General features: G+C 60.7%; 9 protein-coding genes. 8 read left to right on the forward strand and 1 reads right to left on the reverse strand.

The window, feature by feature from the left end; genetic code table 11:
- Positions 1-186 precede the first annotated feature (186 nt).
- The 5 genes from leuS to AXG89_RS08610 all read left to right on the forward strand — a co-directional run bounded on the left by leuS (position 187) and on the right by AXG89_RS08610 (position 6,332).
- Positions 187-2,781 (forward strand): leucine--tRNA ligase, encoded by a 2,595-nt coding sequence (gene leuS / locus AXG89_RS08590; RefSeq protein WP_062169221.1) that lies wholly within the window; start codon positions 187-189, stop codon positions 2,779-2,781.
- Between the two features lie 74 nt (positions 2,782-2,855).
- Entirely contained in the window at positions 2,856-3,407 is a 552-nt protein-coding gene (locus AXG89_RS08595) for an LPS-assembly lipoprotein LptE (RefSeq protein WP_062000691.1), read from the forward strand.
- Between the two features lie 20 nt (positions 3,408-3,427).
- Complete coding sequence (holA, locus tag AXG89_RS08600) at positions 3,428-4,543, forward strand: DNA polymerase III subunit delta (RefSeq protein WP_062169223.1); 1,116 nt, start codon at positions 3,428-3,430, stop codon at positions 4,541-4,543.
- Between the two features lie 64 nt (positions 4,544-4,607).
- Positions 4,608-5,885 carry a glutamate-5-semialdehyde dehydrogenase gene (locus AXG89_RS08605; RefSeq protein ID WP_205583045.1) on the forward strand — a complete coding sequence of 426 codons (1,278 nt, stop codon included), beginning with the start codon at positions 4,608-4,610 and terminating at the stop codon, positions 5,883-5,885.
- A gap of 30 nt (positions 5,886-5,915) precedes the next feature.
- Positions 5,916-6,332, forward strand: a complete 417-nt coding sequence (locus AXG89_RS08610) for a CopD family protein (protein WP_062000692.1) — start codon at positions 5,916-5,918, stop codon at positions 6,330-6,332.
- A 56-nt stretch (positions 6,333-6,388) separates the two neighbouring features.
- On the opposite strand, the gene AXG89_RS08615 is transcribed toward AXG89_RS08610, so the two are convergent.
- Positions 6,389-7,141, reverse strand: coding sequence for a copper homeostasis protein CutC (locus AXG89_RS08615; protein WP_061998511.1), 753 nt, complete (start codon positions 7,139-7,141; stop codon positions 6,389-6,391).
- Positions 7,142-7,733: 592 nt separating this feature from the next.
- Between AXG89_RS08615 and AXG89_RS08625 the strand changes: the two genes are divergently transcribed.
- The 3 genes from AXG89_RS08625 to AXG89_RS08635 are packed head-to-tail and all read left to right on the forward strand — an operon-like array spanning position 7,734 to position 13,356.
- Positions 7,734-10,037 (forward strand): type I secretion system permease/ATPase, encoded by a 2,304-nt coding sequence (locus tag AXG89_RS08625; RefSeq protein ID WP_061998513.1) that lies wholly within the window; start codon positions 7,734-7,736, stop codon positions 10,035-10,037.
- Positions 10,034-11,311 carry an HlyD family type I secretion periplasmic adaptor subunit gene (locus AXG89_RS08630; RefSeq protein ID WP_061998514.1) on the forward strand — a complete coding sequence of 426 codons (1,278 nt, stop codon included), beginning with the start codon at positions 10,034-10,036 and terminating at the stop codon, positions 11,309-11,311. Before AXG89_RS08625 ends, AXG89_RS08630 begins: the two co-directional genes overlap by 4 nt.
- Positions 11,312-11,316: 5 nt before the next feature.
- Complete coding sequence (locus AXG89_RS08635) at positions 11,317-13,356, forward strand: TolC family protein (protein WP_062169227.1); 2,040 nt, start codon at positions 11,317-11,319, stop codon at positions 13,354-13,356.
- Positions 13,357-13,396: the final 40 nt, after the last annotated feature.

Consider the following 13,396-nt stretch of genomic DNA (forward strand, 5'->3'; position numbering starts at 1 on the left):
TGTCTACATTGCGTCACCGGGGCATGGAACCACGCTGAAGGAGCGGCCCGGGCACCATGCCAGACGGCCTCGATCTCGACGAGACCCGTGACCGACGCCCGCCGAGCATCGCCCGGAGCCTGGCCGTGACGCTTTTCCGGGCAACACTGCCACATCGCCGCAAGGCAAAACCGCCAAGACCACACCATGCAAGATAAATACGTACCCGCCGACGTCGAATCCGCAGCGCAAAGCGACTGGCGCGCGAAAGATGTCTACCGGTCGACCGAAACCAGCGACAAGCCGAAGTTCTACTGCGTGTCCATGCTGCCGTATCCGTCGGGCAAGCTGCACATGGGCCACGTGCGCAACTACACCATCAACGACGTGATGTACCGGTTCCTGCGCATGAACGGCCACAACGTGCTGATGCCCATGGGCTGGGACGCGTTCGGCATGCCGGCGGAAAACGCGGCGATGGCGAACAACGTGCCGCCGGCGAAGTGGACTTACGACAACATCGACTACATGAAGAAGCAGATGCAGTCGATGGGGCTGGCTATCGACTGGTCGCGGGAAATCGCGTCTTGCAAACCCGAGTACTACAAGTGGAACCAGTGGCTGTTCCTGAAGATGCTGGAAAAGGGCATTGCGTATAAAAAGACCGGCACGGTGAACTGGGACCCGGTCGACCAGACGGTGCTCGCGAACGAACAGGTGATCGACGGGCGCGGCTGGCGCTCGGGCGCGCTCGTGGAAAAGCGCGAAATTCCGATGTACTACATGCGCATCACGGAATACGCGGACCAGTTGCTCGGCGACCTCGACGGCCTCGGCTGGCCCGAGCGCGTGAAGTTGATGCAGCAGAACTGGATCGGCAAGAGCTTCGGCGTGAACTTTGGTTTCCCCTACGAGATCGACGGCGAAAGCAAATTGCTGCGCGTTTTCACCACGCGCGCCGACACCATCATGGGCGTGACCTTCGCGGCGGTCGCCGCGGAACATCCGCTGGCAACGCGCCTTGCTCGCGAGAACCCCGCGTTGCAAACGTTCATTGAAGAATGCAAGCGCGGCGGCGTGGCCGAAGCAGATGTCGCGACCATGGAAAAGAAGGGCATGCCGACCGGCTTCCATGTCACGCATCCGCTGACGCAGGAACAGGTTGAAGTGTGGATTGGCAATTACGTGCTGATGAGCTATGGCGAAGGCGCGGTGATGGGCGTGCCTTCGCACGACGAGCGCGATTTCGCGTTCGCGAAGAAATACAACCTGCCGATCAAGCAAGTGGTCGCGGTCGAAGGCAAGACCTACAGCACGGACGCGTGGGAAGAGTGGTATGGCGAGAAGGGTACGGGCACGCTGATCAACAGCGGCAAGTACGACGGCCTCGGCTTTGAAGAAGCCGTCAACGCAATTGCGGCCGACCTGAAGGCAAAGAATTTCGGCGATAAACAAATCACCTGGCGTCTGCGCGACTGGGGCATTTCCCGCCAGCGTTACTGGGGCACGCCGATTCCAATCATCCACTGCGCCGCGTGCGGCGACGTGCCGGTGCCGGAAGCCGATCTGCCGGTCGTCTTGCCGGAAGACCTCGTGCCGGATGGCACGGGCAACCCGCTTGCGAAGTCGGAAGCATTCGTGAATTGCACATGTCCGAAGTGCGGCGCGCCGGCAAAACGCGAGACGGACACCATGGACACGTTCGTGGATTCGTCGTGGTATTTCTCGCGCTACGCAGCACCCGATGCCAAGACCATGGTCGACGAGCGCACCGATTACTGGATGCCGATGGACCAGTACATCGGCGGAATCGAGCATGCCATTCTTCACCTTTTGTACTCGCGTTTCTGGACGAAGGTGATGCGCGACCTGGGTCTCGTGAACTTCGACGAACCCGCGAAGAACCTGCTCACGCAGGGCATGGTGCTGAACGAAACGTACTATCGTGAAGACGCGGCCGGCAAGAAGACGTGGATCAACCCGGCGGACGTGACCGTGTCGCACGACGACAAAGGCCGCCCCGTCGGCGCCGTGCTGAACGCCGACGGCCAGCCGGTCGTGATCGGCGGCGTGGAGAAGATGTCGAAGTCGAAGAACAACGGTGTTGATCCGCAATCGCTGATCGATGCCTACGGCGCCGACACGGCACGCCTCTTCGTGATGTTCGCGGCCCCTCCGGAGCAATCGCTCGAATGGTCGGGCACGGGCGTCGAAGGCGCAAGCCGCTTCCTGCGTCGCGTCTGGCAACTGGCGCATGGCCGCGCCGACGCGCTCAAGACGCACGGCAAGCTCGATACATCCAAGCTCAACGACTCGGACCGTACACTGCGCCGCGAGATCTACACCATCTTGAAGCAAGCCGACTTCGACTATGGCCGTTTGCAGTACAACACGGTTGTGTCGGCGGCGATGAAGATGTTGAACGCGGTGGACGGCGCGAAAGACGCGACGCCGGCCGTGATCAACGAGACCTTCGGCGTGTTGCTGCGCGTGCTGTATCCCGTCGTGCCTCACCTCACGTTCCAGTTGTGGCAGGAACTGGGTTACGCGAACGTGTATGGCAGTCTGCTCGATGCACCCTGGCCGAAAGTGGACGAAGCCGCGCTCGAGCAATCCGAAATCGAGCTCGTGCTGCAGGTGAATGGCAAGGTGCGCGGCTCGATGATCATGGCCAAGGATGCGTCGCGCGAGGACATCGAAAAGGCTGCGGTTGCGCACGAGATGTTCGAAAAATTCTCGGAGGGACGCACGCCGAAGAAGGTTATCGTCGTGCCGGGCCGTCTGGTGAACGTGGTCGTATGAGCCTGAAATCGCGCGCCGCGCAAATTCTGGAGGACGTTGTGAGCAGCAAAGGCTTCAGTTCGACCCACAAAAAGATCAGCCGACGGTCGGTCCTGTCGCTCGCGTGCGGCGCGTTGCTGCTGTCCGCGTGCGGTTTTCAGTTGCGCGGTCAGCAGGACTACGCATTCAAGCGGCTGGCAATCGTCGGCGGCACGCCGGAGATGCTCGGACGCCTGCAGCGCGTAGTGGAAGGCGGCAGCGATACCGTGATCGTCAAGGCGTCCGAAAAGCCCGACGCCATCCTTTCGCTGAGCGGTGGCAGCGGCATGAGGACGTTGAGCCTGAATGCGCAAGGGGTCGTGCAGGAATACGAGCTCGACTACAACCTGTCTTACTCGATGACCGGCGCCGACGGCACCATTCTCATCCCGTCGAGCACGATCGCTTTGAACCGCGCGCTGACCTATAGCGACCAGTTCACGTTGGCGAAGGGTACGGAAGCGCAGACGCTGTTCCGCGACATGCAGTTCGACGCCGTCGATCAACTGACGCGCCGGCTCGCCGTCGTGCGGTCGCTGCATCCGGCGCCGAGCGAAGCGTTGCCGGGTATCGCGCCGCGTGCGCCGCTGCCTGTGCCGCCGCTTTAAGCGCGCACGCCGAAAACACCATGCAACTTCGACTCGACGCGCTCGATGCGCACCTCGCCAAAGGGCTGAAAGGCCTGTACGTCGTTTATGGCGACGAGCATCTGCTCGTGCAGGAAGCATCGGACAAGATTCGCGCGTCGGCTCGAGCGCAGGGATTCACGGACCGCTCGGTATTCGTGGTCGACCGGTATTTCGACTGGAGTTCGCTCCTTGGTGCAAGCCAGTCGATGTCGCTCTTCGGCGACCGCCAACTCGTCGAGTTGCGCATTCCCACTGGCAAGCCCGGCAAGGAAGGCGGCGAGGCGCTGAAAACGCTGGCCGCCGCCGACAACCCCGACGTCCTCACGCTCATCACCTTGCCGCGCCTCGACGCCGCCACGCAGAAGTCCGCGTGGTTCACGGCGCTGAGCGGCCCGGGCGTGGCGATGAAGATCGATCCGGTCGAGCGCGCGCAATTGCCCATGTGGATCGGGCAGCGGCTGAGCGCGCAGAACCAGCGGGTTGCGCCAGGCGAAGACGGGCGGCGGGCGCTGGTTTTTATCGCCGAACGGGTGGAAGGCAATCTTCTTGCCGCGCATCAGGAAATACAGAAACTCGGGCTTTTGTACCCCACCGGCGTTCTCACGTTCGAACAGATTCACGACGCCGTGCTCAACGTCGCGCGCTACGACGTGTTCAAGCTGAACGAAGCCATGCTCACCGGCGATATCGGCCGATTGACGCGCATGCTCGACGGGCTGAAGGGCGAGGGCGAAGCAGGGACGCTCGTGATCTGGGCGCTGGTCGAAGAAGTGCGCACGCTGCTGCGCATGAAACGCGGCGTTGCGGCGGGCAAACCGCTCGCTACGCTGCTGCGCGAAAACCGCGTCTGGGGACCGCGCGAACGGCTGATCGGGCCGGCGCTTACGCGCGTGAGCGAAGCGGCGCTGGAAAAGGCTTTATCGCTGGCGGCGAAGCTGGATCGGCAAGTCAAAGGCCTGTCCGGCGGAAGCGGTCCGCGAGGCGGGGCCGGTCCCGGCGATCCGCCACCCGATGTGTGGGACGGCATGTTCGAACTCGCGATGACTGTCGCGTCCTCGGGCAGTCCGCTGCAAGGCAATGCGCCGAAACCCGCACCACCTCGGCGACCTGGCTGACATCGGCTTAGAATCAGGCTTATCTTTGCGCTTTTCGGCGCTCCAGTGTTCCAAGAGAATGACGATGACCAACATCGACGAATACATGACCGACCTCGGCCGCCGCGCGCGCCGGGCTTCACGCGCCATGGCGCGGGCCTCGACGGGCGCCAAGAACGCCGCGCTCGCGGCGATTGCGGATGCCATCGAACGCGAGCGCGCCGCGCTGAAAGACGCCAATGCGCGAGATCTTTCCCGCGCCCGGGATAAAGGCCACGACGCTGCGTTCATCGACCGGTTGACGCTTTCGGAGAAAGCACTGAACACAATGATCGAAGGCTTGCGGCAAGTCGCCGCGCTGGCGGATCCTATCGGTGAAATCAGTGGTTTGAAATTCCGGCCGACCGGGATTCAGGTCGGACAGATGCGCGTGCCGCTCGGCGTGATCGGGATCATTTATGAGTCGCGGCCGAACGTGACTATCGATGCCGCAGCGCTGTGCTTGAAGTCCGGCAACGCGGCCATTCTGCGCGGCGGTTCCGAGGCGCTCGAATGCAATGCCGCGCTGGCGAAACTGATCAGCGAAGGACTGGAGGCGGCCGGCTTGCCGCAAGAGGCGGTGCAGGTCGTAGCGACCGCGGACCGCGCCGCGGTAGGCAAGCTGATCACCATGACCGATTATGTGGACGTCATCGTGCCGCGTGGCGGCAAGAGCCTGATCGCGCGCTTGATGGAAGAGGCGCGCGTGCCGATGATCAAGCATCTCGACGGTATCTGCCACGTGTACGTGGATGACCGCGCCGATCTCGTCAAGGCGCTGAATGTTTGCGTGAACGCGAAGACCCATCGGTACGGTACCTGCAACACCATGGAAACGCTGCTGATCGCACGCGCGATTGCAGCGGACGCGCTGCCGATGTTGGCCAACGCATTCAGGGCGAAGGACGTGGAATTGCGCGTGGACGCGGCGAGCCGTGCCGTACTCGACAATGCGCGCTACGACGGCCCGCTCGTTACCGCCACGCAAGCCGACTGGAATACGGAATACCTTGCGCCGATCTTGTCCGTCAAACTGGTCGACGGCGTGGATGACGCTATCGATCACATCAACACTTACAGCTCGCATCACACGGATGCAATCATCACCGAAGACCACGACCGCGCCATGTCTTTCTTGCGCGAAGTGGATTCGGCAAGCGTGATGGTCAACGCCTCCACGCGTTTCGCCGATGGTTTCGAGTTCGGCCTGGGCGCGGAAATCGGTATATCGAACGACAAGCTGCACGCACGCGGGCCGGTCGGGCTGGACGGTTTGACATCGATGAAATATGTGGTTCTAGGCCACGGCGAAGTTCGCCAATAACCCCGCCTACCAAGCGAGAAAATGTCTCAGATGCTCTGGATCAAAGCGTTTCACATAGTACTGGTGGCCTCGTGGTTTGCCGGCCTGTTTTATCTTCCGCGCATCTTCGTCAACCTTGCAATGGAAACGGAACCGGCGGCCATCGCCCGCTTGCTGATCATGGCGCGCAAGCTGTTTCGCTTCATGACGTTCATAGCAGTGCCGGCTTTGGCTTGCGGGTTATGGCTCTTGCTGGTGGTGGGTATTGGCCAGGGTCAGGGATGGATGCATGCAAAACTGACCATAGTCGTACTGATCATTATTTACCACGCTTACTGCGGCGTCCTGCTGCGCACGTTCGCACGTGGCGAGAACAAACGCTCGGACAAGTGGTACAGGATGTTCAACGAACTGCCTGTGCTCGGTTTGCTTGGCGCGACACTGCTGGTTGTTCTCAAGCCGTTCTGAATTCAAGCTTGTTGCACTAGAAGAAACGCCGGACGCAAGTGCCGGCGTTCTGCATTTCAGCCGTCATTCGCCTTTGCAATGATCTGCTTCACAAGTTCAGCCGACGTCTCCACGATGGCATATTCATCCTGCCCCGGCCCCCCCATCTTTACCCGCTCATTGCGATACCGCATGCCGCTTGCCACAGGCGCGCGGGCAGAGGTGTGATATTCGATGCACCCGGTTTCAGCGACCAGTTGCGCGATGTTGTTCAATCGCACCCCGGCGCCGGGCATGACGACCATCCGCTCCCCGGCTGCCTCGCGAAGTTTGTTGATCAGCGCGGCGCCTTGCGGTGCGGTGGCTTCCTGCCCGGAGGTGAGGAGGTGGCTGCATCCAGCATCGACGATGTCCTCCAAAGCTTTGAACGGATCACGCGCGACGTCGAACGCGCGATGAAACGTCACCGCCATGGGGGCTGCCAGTTCGACCAGTTGCCGCGTACGAGACACGTCGATGTCACCGTCGGCAGTGAGCAGCCCGAGCACCACGCCATCCACGCCGAGCTCCTTGCATGCGCGAATGTCCCGCTCCATCACCTCGAATTCGATGCCCGAATACAGAAAGTCGCCGCCGCGCGGGCGGATGATCACGTTCAGCGCAATCTGCAGCTTGTCCCGCGCGCTCAGGATCGCGCCGTAAGAGGGCGTGGTCCCGCCTTCCAGCAAGTTGTCGCAGAACTCGACACGGCTCGCGCCGCCGGCTTGGGCCGCCAGGCATGAAGTAACGGAACCGGCGCAGATTTCGAGCAAAACAGAGGGTATGGACATCGAAGGGCTTTCCCGATCAAGGCGCAGGTTGCAGCTTAAATCAGCCGTGCTGATATTTCAGCGTGCGCTCGAGACATACGAACATGATTTTGAATAACGCTCGGGTCAAATTCATCTCGACTTTCGTTCTGTCCGGCGCAGCGTCGTAACCAGGGGCACGAATCGACAGCCGCACTTTCAATACGCGAAACGACGGCTGATCTGGCGCGGGCGTTTTCACCTGCGATTTTTACGTTGCAACCTCCGCTTCACGTCTCCCTACGGCATAAGTCGTTAATTCTGCTGCAAAAAGTTCTTCTTGGAATCGCCTATCCGGCATCTGTTTAATTAGGACGTTTCTCATGGTTTTCCGAGTCATCGACAACGAAAATCAACCCATCGCATTAGATCAGTGCGCCCAGTAGCAATTACGGATTCCTTTCCGGTCTTGTATTTAAGACGCTTCCGATTTTCCGCGTCCATGCCCGTACAGATAATGCACGCGCTGAAATAAATGCAATCCGCGACGAATCGTTTCACGTCAATTTAGCGACGTATCCACCTCGGCCGGTCAACGGGCATCATCCACGCCGGCGCTCAAAAGTCAAAAGCCATGAAAAATGAAGTACCGGGCGCAGTAACGCCCATTCAGCCGGACGATGACAACGCCTTGGCGTTATCGAAGAAGGTCGACGATACCCTGCTGCGAAGTCTCGTATGGATGGCGGCCTATCACGGCAAGCCGACCAGCGAGGCGGCCATGCTGTCGGGCTTGCCCGCGGGACGTTTTATTTCGCCGAAGCAGGCGCAACTCGCCATGGAGCAATCGGGCTTTTCGGTGGGCGTGATCGAACGCCAGCCACACGAAGTCTCGCCCATGTTGCTGCCCGTCGTCCTGTTCAGAAAAGACCATGGTGGTTGTGTGCTGATCGGCCGCTCGCCGACCGACGTCAAGCTTATCAAGCCGGCAGCGCAAATCAAAGAGGGCCAGCAGCCAGCCGAAGACGAAATGGAAGCGGCTTATCTCGTCGTCCTGCCGGAAGCCGGCTCGAAGGTCGTGGCAATCGGCGTGAGTCAGCTCAAGGCGAATTACACCGGCTTCGCCATGCTCGTGAAACCGGTCGGGCGCAATGACATGCGGGCCGGACGCCCGGAAGCCAAGGAAAGCGGCCACTGGCTGCTGAGCACCTTGTGGCGCTATCGCCGTTATTACTGGAGCGCCGCCCTCGGCGCGCTGCTGATCAACGTGCTGGCGCTTGCCGGCACCTTCTTCACCATGAACGTCTATGACCGTGTTGTGCCGAATCAGGCGTTCGTCACACTGTGGTCGCTCGCCATCGGCGTGGCCATTGCCATGCTGTTCGAATTCATTTCGCGCAACGTCCGGGCACATGTGCTCGATGTCGCGGGCAAGAAGGCCGACCTGATCATGGGCGCCATGCTGTTCAAGCAGGCGCTGGCCATCCGCATGGAGCACAAGCCGACGTCATCGGGATCATTCGCCAACCAGTTGCGCGAGTTCGAATCAGTGCGCGACTTCGTTGCTTCCGCAACGCTTGCAACCATCTCCGATCTTCCGTTTACGTTGCTTTACATTGCGGTGATTTTCATGATCGCCGGGCCGCTTGGGTTCATCCCGCTGGCGCTGATTCCGGTGATTATCGGCGTGAGCCTGTTCATTCAGTGGCCGCTCAAGAAGACGATGAAGGAAAACCTGCGTGAATCGTCGTTGAAGCAGGGCGTGTTGATCGAAACGGTGGAAGGCATCGAAACGCTCAAGGCCACGGGTGGCGAGCGTTATATGCAGGAGCGCTGGGAGCTGTTCTCGGCCAAGGCCTCCGATACCTCGATGAAGTCGAAGCGCCTCTCCACGCTGGCCACCAACTTCGTCACCTGGATCACCCAGTTCGAAACCGTGATGATCGTGGTCGCCGGTGTGTACCTGATCTCGGACGGCAAGCTGACCCAGGGCGCGTTGATCGGGTCAGTGATCCTCGCGAGCCGCGCATTGGCGCCGCTTGCCCAGGTAACGGGTCTCGCCGTGCGCTTCCAGCAAGCCAAGGCTGCGATGGATTCGCTTAGCGCTCTGATGAAGAAGCCGGTCGAACGCGATCCGGAAGTGGATTACCTCGACGGTCCGGTGGTGACAGGCGCGATCGAACTGAAGGGCGTGGGTTTTCACTATCCATCTCCGAACGGCATGAAGCCGCCCGAGTTCCTGAAGAACATCAACATCAAGATCGAAGCCGGCGAGCGCGTAGGGATTTTGGGGCGCGTGGGAAGCGGCAAGTCGTCGCTGCTGCGGGTCATGGCGAATCTTTACCGTCCGACAAGCGGGCAGCTATTCAGCGACGGCATCGATGTATCGCAAATCGATCCGTCCGACTTCCGCGCTTCGGTAGGTTATGTCGCACAGGACAGCCGCCTGTTCTACGGGTCGTTACGTCAGAACGTGATGATCGGCCGCCCCGATGCATCCATTCATGAACTGCTGCGAGTCGCGAAGCTCACCGGGCTGGACGCCATGGCTGCCAGCAATCCAAGTGGCTGGAACATGCAGATCGGCGAGAACGGCGATGGTCTGTCCGGCGGCCAACGCCAACTGGTCGCACTGGCCCGCACGCTGATCATGCGCCCGAAATTGCTGCTGATGGACGAACCCACCAGCGCCATGGACACCCAGACCGAAGCCGCGTTCATCCGCGATCTGGCGAGCACCACGCAGGACACCACTTTCGTCGTGGTCACGCATCGTCCGTCTTTGCTGCAACTGGTCGACCGGATCATCGTGGTCGATGGCGGCAGGGTCGTCACCGATGGTCCGAAAGAAGATGTATTGGCCGCGTTGCGCACGCCGGCCGTCACACACGCGACGTCCGGGCATGAAGCCGCGAGCGCCACGAAGGAAACAGCATGAAAACACTTACCAAGATTGGCCGCTGGATTCGCGGCCTGACACCGGCTGGCCGCCGCAAGAACGCCGCACCGCGCATTCACCCGGCACACGCCGCGTACATGAACGATCTGCGCGAATCGCTGCTGGCGCAATCCATTCCCGGCACGATGATCGTGCTTTATCTGGTCGCCGCCATCATGGTGTGCGGTCTGGTCTGGGCGAAATTCGCCCGTGTTGAAGAAGTCACGCAGGCTCAGGGAAAGGTCATTCCTGTGAGCCGGGAGCAGATCATCCAAAGCCTGGAGGGGGGCATTCTTTCGGACATGCGCGTGAAGGAAGGCGATGTGGTCGAGAAAGGCCAACTGTTGCTCAATATCGATCCGAAGCGTGCCGACTCGAGCTACGCAGAAGGCTTGTCGAAGCTGATCGGCCTGCAAGGCAAAGTGGCGCGCCTCAAAGCCGAAGCGTTCCATACGGCCCTCGTTTTTCCTGCCGATGTCGCCGCAGACCAGACGGTCGTGCAAAGCGAAACAATGGCCTATCAGGCCCGTCGCCGGGCGCTGGAAGATAGCGTGTCGTCGCTTCAGCGCAGCTACACGCTCGCCATGAACGAATTGAACATGACCGAGCCGCTGTCCAGACGCGGTCTTATTTCGGAAACCGAAGTATTGCGCATGAAACGTAGTGCAAACGACCTGCAATCGCAGATCGTCGAGCGCCGCAACAAGTATCAGGCCGATGCCAACGACGAATTGTCGCGGCTCGAGCTGGAACTCTCGCAGACCAAGGAGAACCTCGTTGGACGCGCCGACGTGCTGAAGCGTACGACGCTCGTGGCGCCGGTCAAAGGCACCATCAAGGACATCAAGGTGACGACGCTCGGCGGCGTGATCCAGCCTGGTCAGCAAATCATGAGCATCGTGCCGTTCGCGGACCAGTTGATCGTCGAAGCACACGTGAAGCCTTCGGATGTTGCTTTCCTCAAGCCGGGACTGCCGGCCATGGTGAAGGTTTCGGCCTATGACTTCGGAATCTATGGGGGCTTGAAAGGGCATGTGATCAACATCAGTCCGGACACGCTCGTCGATGAAAAAGCTGCGCCCGGAAAGGCCGATGCAATCTATTACCGCGTCCAGGTCCTGACCGATAAAAGCGAACTCACGGCGGCAGGCAAGCACCTCCCGATCATTCCAGGCATGACCGGCAACGTCGAGATTCGCACGGGCGAAAAGACAGTCCTTTCGTACCTGCTGAAACCGATTTTCAAATCGCGTGAAGCGTTCCGCGAGAGATAAGCATCATGTCAAATACAACACGCATCGCCCGGCCTGACCGCGGCGAAGAGAAACTTATCAAAGATGTCTATCGCCGCCGGCCGCTGGTTTCGTCATTTGGCGTGCTGGTCGGTTCCGGAGTGGTTGCAATGGCAGCACTGCCGTCGGTCGCCAAAGCGAAGTCAGCGCTTGACGACATGGCGTGGCTTCCGCAGAACGCGCAGTTGTCGAATGGTGCTGCAACGGTGCCCAGGGCCATAGTGGCGTCGCCATTGCGCACCATCAGCGCATCGCCGAACGGTGGCAACGAGTTGGCGCCGGTGGCGCATACCGCCCAGCCGGTGCAGCCAGCTGTTACGCGGATCATTGCGCCGGCGGCACCTGTCAACGCGGCACCGCGTCCGCGCGGTTTCGCCGACATGGGTTTTGCGCCTACCGTTCCGGTGCAGGCGGCAGTAAGCGCGCCAGTGGCGCAACGGCCGGTCCAGATTGCGCGGCAACAAGTTGTAGTGGGTGTATCGGCCTCGCCGATCCGTCCTTCGCTTGCAGAGAACCCCGCGCATGACATGCAGGCTGACCTGCAGGCGATGCGCGCCGAGATGGCGCGATCCGCCGCGACGGCGCAGGAACCAGTCATCGTGGCACCCTCCAAAACCATGTTGGCCGCGCCGTCCGCGTTGCCGCCCATGCGCGTCGAAGACATCAAGCCGGGGCCTGCGCCTGCGGGATTGGATGCGGACACGCCCGCCGAGGTGAAGGGTCAGCGCAAGACGCGCAATGCTGACCGCGGCTATGCGGACTGGCTCGACGACAAGGAAGGTGCGAAAGCACAGGTCGATCGTTCCGTGGTTCCCGAGCAGGCGGTGCGCAGCGCATTGCGTGGGGCCGTGGATACCGCCGCAGAGCGCAACGCGGCGATCCGCCAGGCACGCAACGACTGGGAAGCCGCGAAATACGATGTCGACCAGGTCAAGGGCCAGCGTTGGCCGCAGGTTCAGGTCGGGGGCAATTCGCCGGCACTGACAGGATCCCATACGACATTCGATGACAGCAACCGTGCCTCGGCCAATGTCAGCGTCACGACCATGGTGTATGACTGGGGGAAGACGAGCAAGAATATTGCAAGTCGCTCGAAGACCGCGGAAGCGGCAGAGTTCTATCTGAAAACAATCGAGCAGCAGAATGCATATGACGTTTCGTCGACGCTCGTGGATCTCGCAAAATACCGCGCGGTCTACGCCGCCGGTGACAGCTATGTGAAACGGATGTCGGCGCTGGTCGACATGCTGGTCGAAATTACCAAGGTCGATCCAGGCCGCCTGAGCGAGTTGAGCCAGGCAAGAGCGCGCCTGCTGCAGGCGCAGACGTCGCAGGATACAGTCGCCGCGCAGGTTCGCTCGCTCGAACTCAACGCCCGCAAGCTCGTTGGCGATCAGGAAACGGCAATGCCGCATGGCACGCGCTGGCAGTTGCGTCTTGATCCACTCGACAGCGCCGTTGCTGCCGTCGCACAAAATCCTGCCATCGAGCAGGCCACGGCCGAAGCCGCTGCTGCAAGCCTGACGGCGAAATCGGTACGGGCAGCTTCGCTGCCGCAGTTGAACTGGGTGATCAACAAGACGACCGCGCACGATTCCTTTAATAACGTGCAGCCGTGGACCACCATGCTCCAGCTCACCTGGACGCCGTTCCAGGGCGGCAGCCAGCGCGCGGCGGAGCGTGCGGCGCTTTCGCGTGCGGCATCGAGCAGCGACAAGCGCGATCAGTTGCAGCTCGATTCGGAATTTCGTGTCCGCGATGCCCACCGCGATGCGATCGCCCTTGCAACGCGGGCCCAGCTGTATGCGCAGTTATCGACGGAAACCGATCTGGTGCGCAAGCAGTTCTTCGAGCAGTGGTATCACCTGAACCGGCGCACGTTGGTCGACGTCTTGCTCGCGGAAGCCGATTTTTATAACAACCAGGTTAGTGAGGTCACGACCCAGTTCGACGCATATCAAGCAATTCTTAAAATCCATTTAAATAATGGGACATTGAATCAGTGGCTGATTGACGGCGCAAGCTGACTTGCCATGGCGTATCTAACCTATTAACCATGATCGGCCG

Source organism: Burkholderia sp. PAMC 26561, from assembly GCF_001557535.2.
GTDB lineage: Bacteria > Pseudomonadota > Gammaproteobacteria > Burkholderiales > Burkholderiaceae > Caballeronia.

Coding starts and splice junctions, on each gene's coding strand:
- AXG89_RS08635 (WP_062169227.1), top strand. CDS start 11,317: ATGTCAAATACAACACGCATCGCCCGGCCTGACCGCGGCGAAGAGAAA.
- leuS (WP_062169221.1), top strand. CDS start 187: ATGCAAGATAAATACGTACCCGCCGACGTCGAATCCGCAGCGCAAAGC.
- AXG89_RS08615 (WP_061998511.1), bottom strand. CDS start 7,141: ATGTCCATACCCTCTGTTTTGCTCGAAATCTGCGCCGGTTCCGTTACT.
- AXG89_RS08605 (WP_205583045.1), top strand. CDS start 4,608: ATGACCAACATCGACGAATACATGACCGACCTCGGCCGCCGCGCGCGC.
- AXG89_RS08630 (WP_061998514.1), top strand. CDS start 10,034: ATGAAAACACTTACCAAGATTGGCCGCTGGATTCGCGGCCTGACACCG.
- AXG89_RS08625 (WP_061998513.1), top strand. CDS start 7,734: ATGAAAAATGAAGTACCGGGCGCAGTAACGCCCATTCAGCCGGACGAT.
- AXG89_RS08610 (WP_062000692.1), top strand. CDS start 5,916: ATGCTCTGGATCAAAGCGTTTCACATAGTACTGGTGGCCTCGTGGTTT.
- holA (WP_062169223.1), top strand. CDS start 3,428: ATGCAACTTCGACTCGACGCGCTCGATGCGCACCTCGCCAAAGGGCTG.